At 68.2% G+C, this 15,909-nt stretch carries 18 protein-coding genes; 11 read left to right on the top strand and 7 right to left on the bottom strand.

All coding sequences use genetic code 11. The features are described 5' to 3' along the window. Together C1A30_RS21365 and deoC are read left to right on the top strand one after the other, a co-directional pair. Complete coding sequence (locus C1A30_RS21365; protein ID WP_101950413.1) at nt 1-438, top strand: DUF2599 domain-containing protein; 438 nt, start codon at nt 1-3, stop codon at nt 436-438. Continuing rightward, on the top strand, nt 438-1,106 hold the full coding sequence (gene deoC, locus C1A30_RS21360; protein WP_101950412.1) for a deoxyribose-phosphate aldolase: 669 nt from the start codon (nt 438-440) through the stop codon (nt 1,104-1,106). Before C1A30_RS21365 ends, deoC begins: the two co-directional genes overlap by 1 nt. 69 nt (nt 1,107-1,175) lie before the next feature. Here the strand turns inward: deoC and C1A30_RS21355 are convergent, their stop codons facing one another. The 4 genes from C1A30_RS21355 to C1A30_RS21340 are packed head-to-tail and all read right to left on the bottom strand — an operon-like array spanning nt 1,176 to nt 4,247. After that, a complete protein-coding gene (locus C1A30_RS21355) occupies nt 1,176-2,051 on the bottom strand; it encodes a DUF2993 domain-containing protein (protein WP_101950411.1) in 876 nt (291 codons plus the stop codon). Further along, nucleotides 2,048-2,863 carry a carbon-nitrogen hydrolase family protein gene (locus C1A30_RS21350; protein WP_101950410.1) on the bottom strand — a complete coding sequence of 272 codons (816 nt, stop codon included), beginning with the start codon at nt 2,861-2,863 and terminating at the stop codon, nt 2,048-2,050. Before C1A30_RS21350 ends, C1A30_RS21355 begins: the two co-directional genes overlap by 4 nt. Before the next feature lie 5 nt (nt 2,864-2,868). Next, nucleotides 2,869-3,690, bottom strand: a complete 822-nt coding sequence (locus C1A30_RS21345) for an SAM-dependent methyltransferase (RefSeq protein ID WP_101950409.1) — start codon at nt 3,688-3,690, stop codon at nt 2,869-2,871. A gap of 47 nt (nt 3,691-3,737) precedes the next feature. Then, the gene (locus tag C1A30_RS21340) at nt 3,738-4,247 is read right to left on the bottom strand and encodes a DUF2505 domain-containing protein (RefSeq protein WP_101950408.1); all 510 of its coding nucleotides are present in this window, start codon (nt 4,245-4,247) and stop codon (nt 3,738-3,740) included. 26 nt (nt 4,248-4,273) lie between these two features. Here C1A30_RS21340 and C1A30_RS21335 point away from each other — a divergent pair, with 26 nt between their 5' ends. Further along, entirely contained in the window at nt 4,274-5,320 is a 1,047-nt protein-coding gene (locus tag C1A30_RS21335; RefSeq protein WP_101950407.1) for a UDP-N-acetylmuramate dehydrogenase, read from the top strand. Between the two features lie 15 nt (nt 5,321-5,335). Next, the gene (locus C1A30_RS21330) at nt 5,336-6,625 is read left to right on the top strand and encodes an Ig-like domain-containing protein (RefSeq protein ID WP_101950406.1); all 1,290 of its coding nucleotides are present in this window, start codon (nt 5,336-5,338) and stop codon (nt 6,623-6,625) included. Here C1A30_RS21330 and C1A30_RS21325 read toward each other — a convergent pair. Further along, nucleotides 6,603-7,367, bottom strand: a complete 765-nt coding sequence (locus C1A30_RS21325) for an SDR family oxidoreductase (protein ID WP_101950405.1) — start codon at nt 7,365-7,367, stop codon at nt 6,603-6,605. The two genes, C1A30_RS21330 and C1A30_RS21325, sit on opposite strands and share 23 nt — an antisense overlap. A gap of 189 nt (nt 7,368-7,556) precedes the next feature. On the opposite strand from C1A30_RS21325, the gene C1A30_RS21320 reads away from it, so the two are divergent. From C1A30_RS21320 to C1A30_RS21290, 7 genes are all read left to right on the top strand, one after another. After that, nucleotides 7,557-8,858, top strand: a complete 1,302-nt coding sequence (locus tag C1A30_RS21320) for an ROK family protein (RefSeq protein WP_200828395.1) — start codon at nt 7,557-7,559, stop codon at nt 8,856-8,858. A gap of 97 nt (nt 8,859-8,955) precedes the next feature. Next, the gene (gene mshA / locus C1A30_RS21315; protein ID WP_101950404.1) at nt 8,956-10,260 is read left to right on the top strand and encodes a D-inositol-3-phosphate glycosyltransferase; all 1,305 of its coding nucleotides are present in this window, start codon (nt 8,956-8,958) and stop codon (nt 10,258-10,260) included. Then, on the top strand, nt 10,257-10,775 hold the full coding sequence (locus C1A30_RS21310) for a YbjN domain-containing protein (protein ID WP_101950403.1): 519 nt from the start codon (nt 10,257-10,259) through the stop codon (nt 10,773-10,775). The genes mshA and C1A30_RS21310 overlap by 4 nt, the downstream gene beginning before the upstream one ends. Nucleotides 10,776-10,785: 10 nt before the next feature. Beyond that, nucleotides 10,786-11,538, top strand: a complete 753-nt coding sequence (locus C1A30_RS21305) for a phosphoglyceromutase (RefSeq protein ID WP_101950402.1) — start codon at nt 10,786-10,788, stop codon at nt 11,536-11,538. Nucleotides 11,539-11,659: 121 nt separating this feature from the next. Next, complete coding sequence (locus C1A30_RS21300) at nt 11,660-12,847, top strand: cell wall metabolism sensor histidine kinase WalK (RefSeq protein ID WP_101950401.1); 1,188 nt, start codon at nt 11,660-11,662, stop codon at nt 12,845-12,847. 8 nt (nt 12,848-12,855) lie between these two features. Continuing rightward, nucleotides 12,856-13,542, top strand: coding sequence for a two-component sensory transduction protein RegX (gene regX, locus C1A30_RS21295; protein ID WP_101950400.1), 687 nt, complete (start codon nt 12,856-12,858; stop codon nt 13,540-13,542). A gap of 108 nt (nt 13,543-13,650) precedes the next feature. Then, nucleotides 13,651-14,874 carry a glycosyltransferase 87 family protein gene (locus C1A30_RS21290; protein ID WP_235010132.1) on the top strand — a complete coding sequence of 408 codons (1,224 nt, stop codon included), beginning with the start codon at nt 13,651-13,653 and terminating at the stop codon, nt 14,872-14,874. On the opposite strand, the gene C1A30_RS21285 is transcribed toward C1A30_RS21290, so the two are convergent. Continuing rightward, entirely contained in the window at nt 14,812-15,105 is a 294-nt protein-coding gene (locus tag C1A30_RS21285; protein ID WP_101950398.1) for a YciI family protein, read from the bottom strand. The genes C1A30_RS21290 and C1A30_RS21285 overlap by 63 nt on opposite strands. Next, nucleotides 15,102-15,899: a hypothetical protein gene (locus tag C1A30_RS21280; protein ID WP_200828394.1), complete on the bottom strand. Its 798-nt coding sequence runs from the start codon at nt 15,897-15,899 to the stop codon at nt 15,102-15,104. The genes C1A30_RS21285 and C1A30_RS21280 overlap by 4 nt, the downstream gene beginning before the upstream one ends. Nucleotides 15,900-15,909 lie beyond the last annotated feature (10 nt).

The following is a 15,909-nucleotide window of genomic DNA, read 5'->3' as shown; positions in this document are numbered from 1 at the left end:
GTGCGTCTCGTTCTCGCCGCGGTCGCAGCGGCCACGATGTCGCCCCTGCTGCTGGCGCCCGTCGCGGCGCTTGTCGCGCTGGCTCCGCCAGCGGCGGCCGACCCTGTCCCCGCCCCGCCCTACGTCGACCACGTGCAGTGGGCCAAATGGGGCGATCTGTCCAGCCTGCGGGTATACCCGACACGGGCCGCTCGGCAGGCATCGCTGGATCCCAATACCGACGCGCAAGCCGCCGAGGCGTGGACCGAAGTGCTGACCGCGTCGCCGGACGCCGACATGCCGGGCATGAAGGAGCAATTCCTGTGCCACTGGCATTACGCCGAACTCTTCCAGCCCGGCAAGACCAGCTGGAATCTCGAGCCGTGGCGAAACGAGGTGTCCGAGGAGCAGATGATCGCGGCAGGCTGCAATCCCGGCGGCACCGAAGAACCGTTCTAGTGGGTAGTTACAGTCGCCGCCAGGTGGCCGCGCTGGTCGACCACACGCTGCTCAAGCCCGAAGCGACGAAGGCCGATGTCCAGGCGCTGCTGCGGGAAGCTGCCGAACTCGACGTATACGCGGTGTGTGTGTCCCCGACCATGGTGTCGACGGCTATGTCGTTTGGAACGGTCGCGTCGGTGGTGGGTTTTCCGTCAGGCAAACATGTCTCGGCGGTCAAGGCCGAGGAGGCGCGGCTGGCGGTGTCGGCAGGCGCCAGCGAGATCGACATGGGGATCGATATCGGGGCGGCCCTCGAAGGCGACTACGACGCGGTGAAGCGCGATATCGCAACGGTTTTCGACGCCATCACTCCCGACACCGTGCTCAAGGTGATTGTGGAGTCGGCGGCGCTGATCGCGTTGGCAGGCGAGCAGCGACTCGTCGACGTGTGCGGGATCGCGGAAGACGCGGGCGCCCATTTCGTGAAGACCTCCACCGGGTTTCATCCCAGCGGCGGCGCTTCGGTGCGTGCGGTCGAACTGATGGCCAAAACGGTGGGGGACCGGTTGGGCGTCAAGGCCAGCGGCGGGATCCGTACCGCGGAGGTGGCGGTCGCGATGCTGGACGCGGGCGCCACCCGCCTCGGGTTGTCGGGCACGCGCGCGGTGCTCGACGGGCTGGGCTAACCCTCGCGAGCAGACGCAAAGTGGCCCGACACGCCGAAGATTTCGGACATTTTACGACTGCTCGCGCAATCAGAGCCCTGCGAAGCAGGGGGCCTGCTGCCCCTTCGGGATCGACGCGTTCTGCGTCGAAAACTGGCTCACCACACCGCTATCGGTCACCTGCACCGAATCCGCCTTGATACCAAGCGGATAGTTCTTGGTCAGTTGATCGGTGAACGCGTCGAGCGCAGGCTGCACCGTCTCGCGCGGCAGCGTGAAGCCCAGACCGGTCAATTCCGTTACCTGTAGCGAGATTCCGTTGTCCGCGATGGCCGGCTTCGCCGTGATGCTGCCCAACGCGCCCTGCAACTCGATGGTGCCTGCCGACGGATTCGTCGAAACCCCCGTCAGGAACGCGCCGACGAGCGGAATGGCGTTCTGGATGGTGTCCTTGATGCCCTGCGACGACCAGGTGATGTTCGCGACCAACGATCCGATCGTTCCACTGGAGTTGCCGCTGTCCTCGAGTCGCACGTCGTTGATCGCGACCGCGACCTTCATGCCCTTGGCCTGACGGATCTGGTTGCCCGCGGTCTCGAAGTGGATGTTCGTGTAGTGGCCGGTCACGTGCTGCCACAGGAACGGCGGCAGCGCACCGAACGACACCGACGCGCTGTCCTGCACCACGCACTGCGCGGCGCGGGCGACGACGTCATCGGCCCGGCTGCGGGCATACAACTCACCGGCGAGCAGCCCCGCCGCGGTCAGCGCCAGCACGATGACGACCACCAGGACGATCGACAGCGGGTCGCGGAACAGCTTCCCGATCCTGCCCAGCAGCGACGGCCCCTGTTGAGGTGGCTGCGGCGGTACCGGCTGACCTGGGGCGCCTTGCGGATACTGCGGCTGCGGCGGCGGTGGGACGGGCGGGACCTGGTTGGCCGGGCGAGCCCAGGGATCAGTCACCTGAGCGATTCTGCCTTAGCGAGACGGGTGAACTCCGCGCGGTTGCGCAATACCGCGATCGTCTCGCGGGCCTTCTGCGCGGTGTCGAGGTCGAGATCGGTCACCAGCAGCTGCGGATCCGCACCGGCCGACGCCAGCACCTCGCCGACCGCCGACGCCACCACGCTGCCGCCGACGCCGACCGGTCCGACCTTGGCCAGTTCGTCGCCCGGGTAGGCCTGGTCGACCGCTGCGACGATGCCCGTCGTATCGATCGCGCGGGCCCGCGCCAGCAGCGTCCACTGCTCGAGCTTGCCGCGGCCGGTGCCCCACGCGGCGTGCACGGTGATGAGTTGTGCTCCGCGCCCGGCCAATTCGACGTACAGCTCCGGGAAGCGCACGTCGTAGCAGAGGGTAAGGCCGACGTGCACGCCGTCGACGGTGATCAGCACGGGCTCGTGGCCCGGCGCGACGGTGTCGGATTCGGCGAAACCGAACGCGTCGTACAGATGGATCTTGTCGTAGTGCGCCTCGACGCCGGGACCCGTCGCGATCAGCGTGTTGGTCACCCGGCCGTCGTCGGACGGGGTGAACATGCCCGCCACCACCACGACCCCGGTCTGTTCGGCGACCGCCCGCACCCCGGTGGCCCACGGTCCGTCCAGCGGTTCGGCGATCGGCGCGAGTGGCACCCCGAACCGGCACATCGTCGCCTCGGGGAACAGCACCAGGCGGGCGCCCTGCTCGGCGGCTCGCCGGGTGTACTCCTCGACCAGGCCGAGATTGGCCGACGGTTCGGTACCGCTCTGGATCTGCGCGAGGGCGATTCGCATGGGTCTCAGCCTAGTGGCGCGCCCAGATTCCACGGAGTCCCGACGGGGGCGACATCAGACCACGGCACTGTGAGAACGCCGTCGCGCATCCGCCGTCGGGGTGGCTCGACGGGTAGGCCCTCGTCGCGCAGCAGTTCCAGCATCGCCCGCCAGCGCACCCGCGGCCCGAACACGCCGTGGCCCGCCACGGTGGCCCACGCCCGGTCGGCCGCCGTAAGCAGCGAGTGGATGGGCTGGCCGTCGACGTTGTGGTGGATCAGCACCTTGGGCAGCCGCTCGGCCAGATCCGACGGCCGCTCGATCGCGAACGGATCGCACGCCAACGTCAGGCTCAGCGGTCCCGACGCGTCGAGCAGCACCCAACAGCAGCGGCGGCCCAACTCGTCGCAGGTGCCGTCGACAATGAGCCCGCCAGGCGCCAGGCGCGCCTGCATGGTCGCCCACGCTTCGGCCACCGCCTCCACCGGGTACTGCCGCAACACGTTGAACGCTCGCACCAGAACCGGTGTGCGGCCTGCCAATTCGAAACCACCGAGCCCGAATTCGACGCCTTCGCGGGGCGGTACAACCCGCTCCGGGTGGATCTCCAGCCCGACCACACGCACGTCGGCGCGCACCACGCGCAGCCGCGCCGCCAGCTCCAGCGTCGTCACCGGCAGCGCGCCGTAGCCGAGGTCGATCACCAGCGGATCGGCCGCCGCCTGCACCGCCGCGCGCACCCGTCGCGAATGCACCAGCCACCGGTCGCTGCGGCGCAACCGGTTGTGACCCGTGGTGCCGCGCGTGACGGCACCTACCGGTCTAGTGGGGTTCGGAGATCCAGTCAGCGTCCAGCGCCCCCTGCCAGCGGTACGCGTCCATTTTCACCGACACCTCACGCATTCTCGGTGATCCACACCGTGGTGAACCGCTGTTCCGCGATGAGCAGGTCGACCAGTTGGCTGCCGATGAACTTCTCGATCTTGCCGCCGACGAGCGGCACGTTGACCTGGACGGTGGCGTGAAAATCCAGCCGCGAGCCGGTTCCGGAGTTGGCAGAGATTAGTACGGCGTCGCCGTGCAGCGTCGCGGGTGCTCCGATGACCGTCAGCGCGATGGTCGCGGTCGACCGCGCATCGCGGATCGGCGCCCACTTCTCCTCGCGAATCAGCGCCAGGTCGCCGCGATGGAACTGGGTCACCACCGCGGGCAGCCGGTCGGACCGCAGCCGCTGGGTGGTGACGATGTCGATGCCACTGTCGTCGACTGTCAATGTGTCCAGCGAATAGGCGTCGGCACCGGAACCGGCCAGTCGCGCCAGCCAATACTGTTCATCGCTGAATGCCTGGTGGACTTGTTCGACGGATCCCCCGTATTCGGTAGCCATGTCGAATGAACGCGGCATAGCTGGCCAGGCTACCGTTACCGCCCGTGACCGGTCTGGAGTTGGGGGGTGCGGCTGTCGCCGAGGACGTGCCCCTGGCGCCGCTGACCACGCTGCGCATCGGACCCGTTGCGCGCCGGTTGATCACGTGTACGAGCACCGAGCAGATCGTCGCGACGCTGCGCAGCCTCGATGACGCCCTGGTGTTGGCGGGCGGATCGAACGTGGTGCTCGCCGACGACCTGACCGACCTGACCGTCGTGCTGCTGGCGAACACCGAGGTCACCGTCGACGGCAACGTCGTCCGCGTCGAGGCCGGCGCCGCCTGGGACGACGTGGTGGTCACCGCGCTGGCGCACGGGCTGGGCGGGTTGGAGTGCCTGTCCGGCATCCCCGGATCGGCGGGCGCGACGCCGGTGCAGAACGTCGGCGCGTACGGCGCCGAGGTCGCCGACGTCATCCGCCGCGTCCGACTGCTCGACCGCCGCACCGGCGAGGATCACTGGGTATCTCCGGAGGTCCTCGAATTCGGTTACCGGACAAGCATTCTCAAGCATTCGCAGGCTGCTGTCGTGCTCGAGGTGGAGTTCGCGCTGAACGCCGACGGCCACAGCGCACCGCTGCGCTACGGCGAACTTGCCGCCGCGCTGGACGCCGAACCGGGATCGCGCGCCGACCCCACCCGCGTCCGTGAGGCGGTGCTCGCGCTGCGCGCAGGCAAGGGCATGGTGCTCGACGAGGCCGACCACGACACCTGGAGCGTCGGGTCGTTCTTCACCAACCCCGTCGTCGCGCCCGCGGAGTTCGAGCGCCTCGCGAACAGCGTCGAGGGTCCGGTGCCGAACTACCCCGCCCCGGGCGGCGTCAAGCTCGCCGCTGGCTGGCTGGTGGAGCGCGCCGGATTCGGCAAGGGCTACCCCGGAGACGACGCCGCCGCCCGGCTGTCGACCAAACATGCGCTGGCGATCACCAACCGTGGCAACGCCACCACCGCCGACGTGATCGCGCTGGCCAGGACGGTACGCGATGGTGTTCGGGAGGTTTTCGGGATCGAACTCACACCTGAGCCAATTCTGATTGGGGCGGTTCTCTAGGTACCCTGGGTCCACGTGAGCCCAGCCGATCCCGTGCCCCCGCTGAACAGGCGGCGCATCCTGACCGCCCTCGCGGTCGGAGTCGTCGCGCCGGGCGCGTTGGCTGCCTGCGGCAGCAAAATCAGCAAAGGTACGGCAGAAGCCCCTGCCGAGCTGCCCGCGCCGTCGATCAGCTATCAGCCCGACAATGCGGCTACCGACGTCAAACCGGTCGGGCCGGTGCGCGTCGACGTCAAGGACGGATGGTTCCAGAAGGTCGCATTGACCAACGCCGACGGCAAGGTGGTGGCCGGGGCGCTCAACCGCGACCGCACCAGCTTCACCGTCACCGAACCGCTCGGCTACGGCGCCTCCTACAACTGGGCGGGATCGGTCGTCGGCCACGACGGCAAGGCCGTCCCGGTGCAGGGCAATTTCACGACGATCAACCCGACCAAACAGGTCAACGGCCAATTCCAGCTCGCCGACGGCCAGACGGTCGGGGTCGCCGCGCCGATCATCATCCAGTTCGACGCGTCCATCAGCGACAAGGCATCGGTCGAGAAGGCGCTGAAGGTCACCACCGATCCGCCCGTTGAGGGCAGTTGGGCGTGGCTGCCCGACGAGGTCGGCGGTTCGCGGGTGCACTACCGCACCAAGGACTACTACCCGGCAGGCACCAAGGTCAGCGTCGACGCCAGGCTCTACGGCGTCGACTTCGGGGACGACGCCTACGGCGCGCAGGACATCACCCTGAACTTCCAGATCGGCCGCCGCCAGGTGGTCAAGGCGGAGGCGTCGTCGCACCGCATCCAGGTGCTCGACGGCTCCGGCGCGGTGATCATGGACTTCCCGTGCAGCTACGGGGAGGGCGACCTGCCGCGCAACATCACCCGCAGCGGCATCCACGTCGTCACCGAGAAGTACGCCGACTTCTACATGTCGAACCCGGCGGCCGGATACAGCAACGTGCACGAACGCTGGGCGGTGCGGATCTCCAACAACGGCGAGTTCATTCACGCCAACCCGGCCAGTTCCGGTGCCCAGGGCAACACCAACGTCACCAACGGCTGCATCAACCTGTCCACCGGCGACGCCGAGCAGTACTTCAACAGCGCCATGTACGGCGACCCGGTCGAGGTCACCGGCACGTCGATCGAGTTGTCGTACGCCGACGGCGACCTGTGGGACTGGGCCGTGCCGTGGGACCAGTGGGTGGCGATGTCGGCGTTGACGCCGCAGGCCTCACCGTCGCAGATCCCGAGCACCGCGCCCGTGACGCCGACGGATGCGCCTCAGCCCGTCAACGGCCAGCCTGGCGGTTGAACCGCGACCCGCTCGCCCCGCTGACCTGATCGCGCGGCCTGATCACGATCAGATCCAGGTCGACGTGCGATGGCCGGCTGGCCACGAACCCAATCACCTCGGCGATGTCCTCGGCCACCAGCGGTGTGACGCCCTCGTACACCTTGGCGGCGCGCTCCTCGTCGCCGCCGAACCGGCGCAGCGAGAAGTCGGTCTTCACCATTCCGGGCGCAATTTCGGTGAGCCGCACCGGTTTTCCGAGTAGCTCGCTGCGCAGCGTGCGGTGCAGCACACCCTGGGCGTGTTTGGCCGAGGTGTAGCCGGCGCCGTTGTCGTACGTCTCGAGCGCCGAGGTGGACGTGACCGTGACGATCAGGCCGTCGCCGGAGTCGATCAGCTTGGGCAGCAGGGCGCGGGTGACGCGCAGCGTGCCGAGCACGTTGACCTCCCACATCCACCGCCAGTTGTCCAGGTCGGCTTCGGCCACCGGTTCCAGCCCGCGCGCGCCGCCCGCGTTGTTGACGAGCACGTCGACCCGGTCCAGGGCCGACGCCAGCGCCGATACGTCGGCATCGGATGTGACGTCCACCACAATCGCGGTGCCGCCGATCTGCTCTGCGAGGGCCTTGATCGGCCCTTCCCGCCGGGCCACGCAGACGACGTGAAAGCCTTGCACTGCAAGGGTTCTCGCGGTCGCTTCGCCGATGCCGGCGCTGGCGCCGGTGACCACCGCGACCCGTCCGTCAGCGTTTGGTGTCGTCATCTGCCCAACTTTAGTTGGCGTGCTAAGTTCAGCGTGTGTCCACCAACAGTCAGGCCGCAGTCGCTGCATGGCGCTGTTGTTGTTGTCGCGCTTCTCGCCGCGCCTGACTGATCTCGGACTTCTTTCTGTCCCGCTGAGTCGCCAGGTGTGGCCCGGACCCACCAGCCGACTTCGACAAAGGACAGACCCGTGCGTACTTCCGCCACCACCACCCTCCGTCAGCCGACCGCCGCCGTTTCCGTCGCACACACCAAGCGGGCGTTGTCCCCCGCAAGCGGGAGGTACCCCCAGGCGCGGCCCCATGTGATCGCACCGTCGTTGAAGGTCGCCGACGCCGCGGCCGCCTCGGTGTTCAGCGCGGCGCGCCTGCGCGGGCCGATCGCCCGCGACGTCATCGCCCAGGTCACCCAGTTGTCGATCGCCACGGTGAACCGCCAGGTGACGGCGCTGCTGGACGCCGGTGTGCTGCGGGAGCGGGCCGACCTCGCGGTGTCCGGCGCGATCGGCAGGCCCCGCGTGCCGGTCGAGGTGAACCACGAGCCGTTCCTGACGCTCGGCATCCACATCGGCGCGCGGACCACCAGCATCGTGGCCACCGATCTGTTCGGCCGCACACTCGACGCGGTGGAGACGCCGACCCCGCGCGGTACGCAGACCGCCGCGTTGGCGTCGCTGGCAGGCAGTGCCCGCCGCTACCTGAGCCGCTGGCACCGCAGGCGCCCGCTGTGGGTGGGTGTCGCGGCGGGCGGCGTCGTCGACAGCACCACCGGATATCTCGACCACCCGCGGCTCGGCTGGACCGAGGCCCCGGTCGGCCCCGTGCTGGCCGAGACGCTCAGCCTGCCGGTGTCGGTCGCATCCCACGTCGACGCGATGGCCGGTGCTGAATTGTTGCTAGGCGTACGCCGCCAGCCCACCCCGTCGACAACGAGTCTTTACGTGTACGCCCGCGAGACGGTCGGCTACGCGCTGTCGATCGGCGGTCGGGTGCACTCGCCGACCAGCGGCCCCGGCACCATCGCCGGGCTGCCCGCGCAGTCCGAATTGCTCGGCGGCACAGGGCAATTGGAGTCTACGGTGAGCGACGAAGCGGTGCTCGTCGCTGCCCGCAAGGCACGCATCGTTCCCGCCGAGGGACCGTCGTCGACGGTGACCGCCGTGACGAAGGCCGCCCGGCAGGGCAACGAGCAGGCGCGCGCGTTGCTGGCCGAGCGGGCCCGCGTGCTCGGCGAGGCCCTGGCGTTGTTGCGCGACATGCTCAACCCCGACGACCTGGTGGTCGGCGGCCAGGCGTTCACCGAGTACCCCGAGGGCATGAGCCTGGTCGAGGCGGCCTACGCCGAGCGGTCCGTGCTGCCTGCCCGCGACATCCGGATCACCGCATTCGGCAACCGGGTGCAGGAAGCGGGCGCCGGTGTGGTGTCACTGGGTGGGCTGTACGCCGACCCGATCGGCGCGATGCGCCGCGCGCAGAGCCGCCGTTCCGCCTGATTTCAGCGCCGAAACGGTATTCCAGCACGCCCCCACTCGCACTTTGCGTGCATGGCTGCAGTCTCGGCGAACAGGACTCAGGTGTAGACATGTCTGTGTGCGCCTAGCCCCGGATCTGCCACATCGCGTCGCCGTGCTCTCGGTGCACACGTCTCCGTTGGCCCAGCCGGGCACCGGTGATGCCGGCGGCATGAACGTCTACGTGCTGCAGAGCGCGCTGCAGATGGCGCGCCGCGGCGTCGAGGTGGAGATCTTCACCAGGGCGACCTCATCGGCCGATCAGCCGGTGGTGCGGGTGGCGCCCGGCGTGCTGGTGCGCAACGTGGTGGCAGGGCCGTTCGAAGGTCTGGACAAGTACGACCTGCCCACCCAGCTGTGCGCGTTCACCGCCGGCGTGCTGCGTGCGGAGGCCACCCACGAGCCGGGCTACTACGACATCGTGCATTCGCACTACTGGCTGTCCGGGCAGGTCGGCTGGTTGGCCCGCGACCGCTGGGCGGTGCCGCTGGTGCACACCGCGCACACGCTGGCCGCGGTGAAGAACGCCGCGCTCGCCGACGGCGACTCACCCGAACCGCCGCTGCGCGCCGTCGGCGAGCAGCAGGTGGTCGACGAGGCGGACCGGCTGATCGTCAACACCGAACACGAAGCGCAGCAACTGGTTTCGCTGCACAACGCCGACCCGACCCGCATCGACGTGGTGCATCCCGGCGTCGACCTGGAAATGTTCACACCGGGCGACAAGCTGGCCGCACGCAACGCGCTCGGACTCGACGCGGGCGAGCAGGTGCTCGCGTTCGTCGGCCGCATCCAGCCGCTCAAGGCGCCCGATGTGCTGCTGCGCGCGGCGGCCAAACTGCCCGGCGTGCGGGTGCTGGTGGCGGGCGGACCGTCGGGCAGCGGGCTGGCGGCCCCCGACGGGCTCGTTCGACTGGCCGACGAACTGGGTATCGCTGAGCGCGTGACGTTCCTGCCGCCGCAGTCCCGGGAGCAACTCGTCGAGGTGTTCCGCGCCGCCAACATCGTCGGTGTGCCGAGCTACTCGGAATCCTTCGGGCTGGTCGCCATCGAGGCGCAGGCCTGCGGTACGCCGGTGGTGGCCGCCGCGGTCGGCGGGTTGCCGGTGGCGGTGCGCGACGGTGTCACCGGCGCGCTCGTCGACGGGCACGACGTCGACGACTGGGCGCACGCGCTTGATGCGGTGTTCAAGCGCGGGCCGGACACGATGCGTCGCGCGGCCGTCGAGCATGCCGCAACGTTCTCGTGGGAGCACACCGTCGACGCGCTGCTGGCCAGCTATGGCCGCGCCATCTCCGACTACCGGGCCCGGCACCGCGAACCCGACGTGACGGCGCGGCGCAACGGGCGTCGCTTCTCGATGCGGCGAGGCGTGCGGGCGTGACCGACGTCGCGAAGGTCATCGAGGACACCTGTAAGGAACACGGCCTGGTCTGCACACGGCACAAGGGGGCGCACGGCGGCCTGCCGGGCATCATCGTCGAGTTGCCGGGTGAGCGCCGCCTCAAGACCAACACCATCCTGTCCATCGGTGAGCACTCGGTGCGGGTGGAAGCGTTCGTCTGCCGCAAGCCCGACGAGAACCACGAAGGCGTCTACCGCTTCCTGCTCAAGCGCAACCGCAGGCTCTACGGCGTGGCCTACACGCTGGACAACGTCGGCGACATCTATCTGGTCGGCCGGATGTCGCTGGCCTCGGTGACTCCCGACGAGATCGACCGGGTGCTCGGGCAGGTGCTCGAGGCTGTCGACTCGGACTTCAACACGTTGCTGGAGTTGGGTTTTCGCTCGTCGATCCAGAAAGAGTGGGAGTGGCGGGTGAAGCGGGGCGAGTCGCTGAAGAACCTGCAGGCGTTCGAGCATCTGATCGACGAGGACGACGATCCAGCATCGGGATAGTCTCTTCGCCATGGGAGACTCCTCGGCGACTTTGATCCTGCTCCGCCACGGCGAAAGTGACTGGAACGCGAAGAACCTGTTCACCGGGTGGGTCGACGTCGACCTCACCGACAAGGGCCGCGCCGAGGCCGTCCGCGCAGGCGAGTTGATCAAGGCGTTGGACCGACAACCCGACGTGCTGTACACCTCGCTGCTGCGGCGGGCCATCACCACCGCCAACCTGGCGCTGGACGCCGCCGACCGGCACTGGATCCCGGTGCACCGCGACTGGCGGCTCAACGAACGCCACTACGGCGCGCTGCAAGGCCTGAACAAGGCCGAGACCAAGGAAAAGTACGGCGAAGAGCAGTTCATGGCGTGGCGACGCAGCTATGACATCCCGCCGCCGCCGATCGAACCCGGCAGCAAGTACAGCCAGGACACCGATCCCCGCTACGCCGACATCAACGGCGGCCCGCTGACCGAATGCCTCAAGGACGTCGTCGAGCGGTTCGTGCCGTACTACGAGAGCGCGATCGTGCCTGACCTGCGGGCGGGCAAGACCGTGCTGATCGCCGCGCACGGCAATTCGCTGCGGGCGCTGGTGAAATACCTCGACGGCATGTCTGACGAGGAGGTCGTCGGGCTGAACATCCCGACCGGGATTCCACTCCGCTACGACCTCGACGGCGACCTCAAACCCATGGTCATCGGCGGGGAGTACCTGGACCCCGAGGCGGCGGCGGCCGGTGCGGCCGCGGTCGCCGCGCAGGGCGCGAAGTAATCCCGTCGTACGGCAAACTTCGGGTGAACGGCTCCCGAACACCTGCGATTCATGGTGTGACATGTCCCGATTTGGCCGCACGCTGCTGGGATGACGTTCACCGGATGCGTACGATTTTCGCGTGAGTGTGGTATCGGCGCTCCTACTCGTGGGGGCCGTGGCGCTGCTCGCACTGCTGATCGGTGTCGGCTTCGGAGCGGGATTGGCCCCCCGCATCCTGGACCGACGCCGCCGCAAGCAGGCCGAGCAGTCCGGTATCACCGTCTCTCAGATGCTCGAGCACATCGTGTCGGGTTCGCCGATGGGCATCGCGGTGGTCGACACCTACCGTGACGTCGTCTACACCAATCGCCGGGCCGAGCTGCTGGGGCTGGTCAAGGACCGGCGGCTCGACGAGCAGGCCTGGTTGGCCGCCGAGCGCACACTGCGGTCCGGCGAGGCCGGCGACGTCGACCTGTCACCGCCCAAGACCCCCAATCCCGGCCGGTCCGGGCTGTCGGTCCGCGGGCACGTCCAACTGCTCACCGACCAGGATCGCCGGTTCGCGGTCGTCTACGTCGACGATCAATCCGAGCACGCCCGCATGGAGGCGACCCGCAGGGACTTCGTCGCGAATGTCAGCCACGAACTCAAGACGCCGGTCGGGGCGATGGGCGTGCTCGCCGAGGCGCTGCTGGCGTCCGCCGACGACCCCGAGACCGTGCGCCGATTCGCCGAGAAGATGCTCACCGAATCGAACCGGCTGGCCAACATGGTGGGGGAGCTGATCGACCTGTCGCGACTGCAGGGCGGCGAGCGGTTACCCGATCTCGAGGCCGTCGACGTCGATCGTGTTGTCGCCGAGGCGCTGTCGCGCTACAAGGTCGCCGCCGACAACACTGACATCGCCATCACCACCGACGCCCCGACCGGCTACCGGGTGTACGGCGACGAGCAACTGCTTGTCACCGCGATCGCCAACCTGGTGTCCAACGCAATTGCCTACTCGCCCAACGGTTCATCGGTGTCCGTCAGCCGGCGCGCGCGCGGGCCCAACGTCGAGATCGCCGTCACCGACCGCGGTATCGGCATCGCCCGCGAAGACCAGGAGCGGGTGTTCGAACGGTTCTTCCGCGTGGACAAGGCCCGGTCCCGCGCCACCGGCGGCACCGGACTGGGCCTGGCGATCGTCAAACACGTCGCCGCCAATCACAACGGATCCATCCGGCTGTGGAGTCAGCCGGGGACGGGATCGACGTTCACCTTGTCGATTCCGGCCTATCCCCAGGGCGACGATGCCCTGGACACAGAAGATGAGCGAGAGGACTGACCAGAACAATGACCAGCGTGTTGATCGTGGAGGACGAGGAGTCCTTGGCCGATCCCCTGGCCTTCCTCCTCCGCAAGGAGGGGTTCGAGGCCACCGTGGTGGGCGACGGCCCGTCAGCCCTGGCCGAATTCGAGCGCGCCGGTGCTGACATCGTCCTGTTGGACCTGATGTTGCCCGGCATGAGCGGTACCGATGTGTGCAAGCAATTGCGTTCCCGCTCAAGTGTTCCCGTCATCATGGTGACGGCGCGCGACAGCGAGATCGACAAGGTGGTCGGGCTGGAACTCGGCGCCGACGACTACGTCACCAAGCCGTACTCAGCGCGCGAGTTGATCGCACGTATCCGCGCGGTGCTGCGCCGCGGCAGCGACAGCGACGAATCCGGCGGCGGCGACGGCATTCTCGAGGCCGGTCCGGTGCGGATGGATGTCGAGCGGCACGTGGTCTCGGTCAACGGCGAGGGAATCACGTTGCCGCTCAAAGAGTTCGACCTGCTCGAGTACCTGATGCGCAACAGCGGCCGAGTGCTCACCCGCGGCCAGTTGATCGACAGGGTGTGGGGCGCCGACTACGTGGGGGACACCAAGACCCTCGACGTGCACGTCAAGCGACTGCGGTCCAAGATCGAGGCCGACCCCGCGAACCCGGTGCACCTGGTGACGGTGCGTGGACTCGGCTACAAACTCGAGGGGTGAGAACGCCCTTCGCTGGGTAGACCCTGTGAGTCCCTCACAACCAATCCGTCTACCCTCGACCCCTTGCAACCACGAAATCACGTACACAACAGGACCCTCGCCCCCTGGGTGACCCGGGGCGGGCCACTCGTCGCGCTAGCCGCCCTGGTGACCTACGTCACCGTCTACACGCAGTGGCCGACCCTGCGCATGCAGGTCGACCTGATGGTCTACCGGTTCGCCGGTGAACGCCTGGTGCAGGGCCTCGACCTCTACTCGACCGGTCTGACCGGTAAGCCCGGCGAACTGCTGTTCATCTATCCGCCGTTCGCCGCGATGTGCGCGGTGCCGCTGAGCCTGGTCAAGGACTCCGACGTGCGGTGGCTCTGGCTGCTCGCCATGGTCGTCGCGCTGACGTACGTCGTCGTCCGGATGCTGAGGTCGATGGGCATGCGCTCCGGTGAGGCGATGTTCGGGCTCGGTGCGCTGCTGATCGGACTGATCGCGTGGCTGGAGCCGCTGCGGCTCACCGCCGAGCTGGGCCAGATCAACCTCGTCCTGCTGGTGCTCGTGGTCGCCGACCTGTTGGTTGCGCGGCGCGGCAAGTGGGCGGGCGTCGGAATCGGTTTGGCCGCAGGCCTCAAACTCACGCCCGCGTTGTTCATCGTCTACCTGTTGGTGACCCGGAGGATACGTGCTGCCGTGGTGTCGACGGCAACCTTCGCCGCCACGGTGGCACTTGGATTCGCGCTCGCGCCAACCGATTCCGTGACGTACTGGCTGCACGGCCGATTCGACGACGTCAACCGCATCTCGCACGACCCGCTGGCCAACACCAGCGTCAGCGGCCTGGTACTTCGCCTGCACGGTTCGCCGACCGTCGGCACCGTCAGCGCCCTGGTGGTCGCCGCGGTCGGCATCGGGCTCGCCGCGTTGGCCTTCAGGCGCGGTCAGGACGTGCTGGCGCTCGCACTCGTCGGGCTCACCTCCGCGGCGGCGTCACCGTTCAGTTGGAGCCACCACTGGGTGTGGTTCGCGCCGTTGGTCGTTCACCTCGGCTACCGCGCGTACGTCGTCGGCAGTTGCGCGGCCGCGGTGGCGATGTGGTCGCTGTGCGCGGTACTCGGCGGCTGGATCGTATCGGTGGCGGGGGACACCCCGCAGGCGGGCATTCTGTCGTTGCACCCGGGCGGGGTGTGGACTGAAATACTGGCCGACGCTTACGTTTTCGTGTTCGCCGCGGTGCTGCTTTCGACCGCGGTGTGGCTGTGGCGGCTGCCAGGCGATCGGTTACGGAGTCCGGCCACCGAGGATCTCGAACACCTCGAAAGTGTTGACGCCGGCCGCAACTGAGGGGTCACGCTCGCCGATCGCCAGCACTTCTGCGCGGTCGGCCGCGCGCAGCACGCCCATGCCCCATACCCCTTCGGGGTCGGCGACGGGGCCGTAGACAAGGACCTTGCCGTCGGCCATCAACCGCTCCCAATAGTCCTTGTGCGCGGCCATCACCGCCTGCTCGTCGGCCGTCAAGGTCTGCGCAAAGTCGGCACGCGGCGGGTTGAGCCGGACCAGGAAAAGGCTCATTCGGCGGCACGGGTCGCGGGGTGCACCGCGATCAGCCCTAATGCGCTGCGCCGCTTGCACATTGCTGCAAGTTCGGCGTACGCCTTCTCACCGAGCAGTTCGGTCAGTTCCGGGGCGTAGGATTCCCACACCGCCTTCGCGCCGACATGCGCGTTGGGGTCGCCGGTGCAATACCAATGCAGATCGGCGCCGCCCTCACCCCAGCCACGCCGGTCATACTCGCTGATCCACGTCTTGAGGATCTCGGTGCCGTCCGGTAACTCCACCCACTCCTGGGTGCGGCGAATGGGCAACTGCCAGCAGACGTCCGGCTTCATGGTCAGCGGTTCGACGCCCATCTTGAGCGCCTTGCTGTGCAGCGCGCAGCCGATGCCTCCAGGAAAGCCGGGGCGGTTCAGAAAGATGCAGGCGCCCTTGTACTTTCGCGTCCGAAGGTTGGGCTTGTCGTCGTACTCGTCCCACTCCAGGTAGCCCTTCTTGCCGAGCCCCTTGTCGCGGAACTGCCAGTCCTCGTCGGTGAGCTGCTTGACGGCATCGTCGAGCCGGGCGCGGTCGTCCTTGTCGGACAGGAACGCACCGTGCGAACAGCAGCCGTCGTCGGGTCTGCCCTCGACGGTGCCCTTGCACGCGGGCGTGCCGAACACACACGTCCACCGCGACAGCAGCCACGTCATGTCGGCGGCGATCAGGTGTTCGGGGTTGTCGGGGTCGTAAAACTCAACCCACTCACGGGCGAAGTCCAGTTCCACCTCACCGGGATGCGATGCGCTCACAAAGGTCAACGGTAAACCCATTAAGTTGGGG

The sequence above is a fragment of the Mycobacterium sp. 3519A genome (genome assembly GCF_900240945.1).
Classification (GTDB): domain Bacteria; phylum Actinomycetota; class Actinomycetes; order Mycobacteriales; family Mycobacteriaceae; genus Mycobacterium.
This window is presented reverse-complemented; position numbering and strand designations above follow the sequence as displayed.

What these genes read in the sequence shown, in the direction of transcription:
- C1A30_RS21285 (WP_101950398.1), bottom strand. Translation starts at nt 15,105, where the DNA reads ATGAGCCTTTTCCTGGTCCGGCTCAACCCGCCGCGTGCCGACTTTGCG.
- regX (WP_101950400.1), top strand. Translation starts at nt 12,856, where the DNA reads ATGACCAGCGTGTTGATCGTGGAGGACGAGGAGTCCTTGGCCGATCCC.
- C1A30_RS21340 (WP_101950408.1), bottom strand. Translation starts at nt 4,247, where the DNA reads ATGCCGCGTTCATTCGACATGGCTACCGAATACGGGGGATCCGTCGAA.
- C1A30_RS21325 (WP_101950405.1), bottom strand. Translation starts at nt 7,367, where the DNA reads ATGACGACACCAAACGCTGACGGACGGGTCGCGGTGGTCACCGGCGCC.
- C1A30_RS21350 (WP_101950410.1), bottom strand. Translation starts at nt 2,863, where the DNA reads ATGCGAATCGCCCTCGCGCAGATCCAGAGCGGTACCGAACCGTCGGCC.
- C1A30_RS21305 (WP_101950402.1), top strand. Translation starts at nt 10,786, where the DNA reads ATGGGAGACTCCTCGGCGACTTTGATCCTGCTCCGCCACGGCGAAAGT.
- C1A30_RS21280 (WP_200828394.1), bottom strand. Translation starts at nt 15,899, where the DNA reads ATGGGTTTACCGTTGACCTTTGTGAGCGCATCGCATCCCGGTGAGGTG.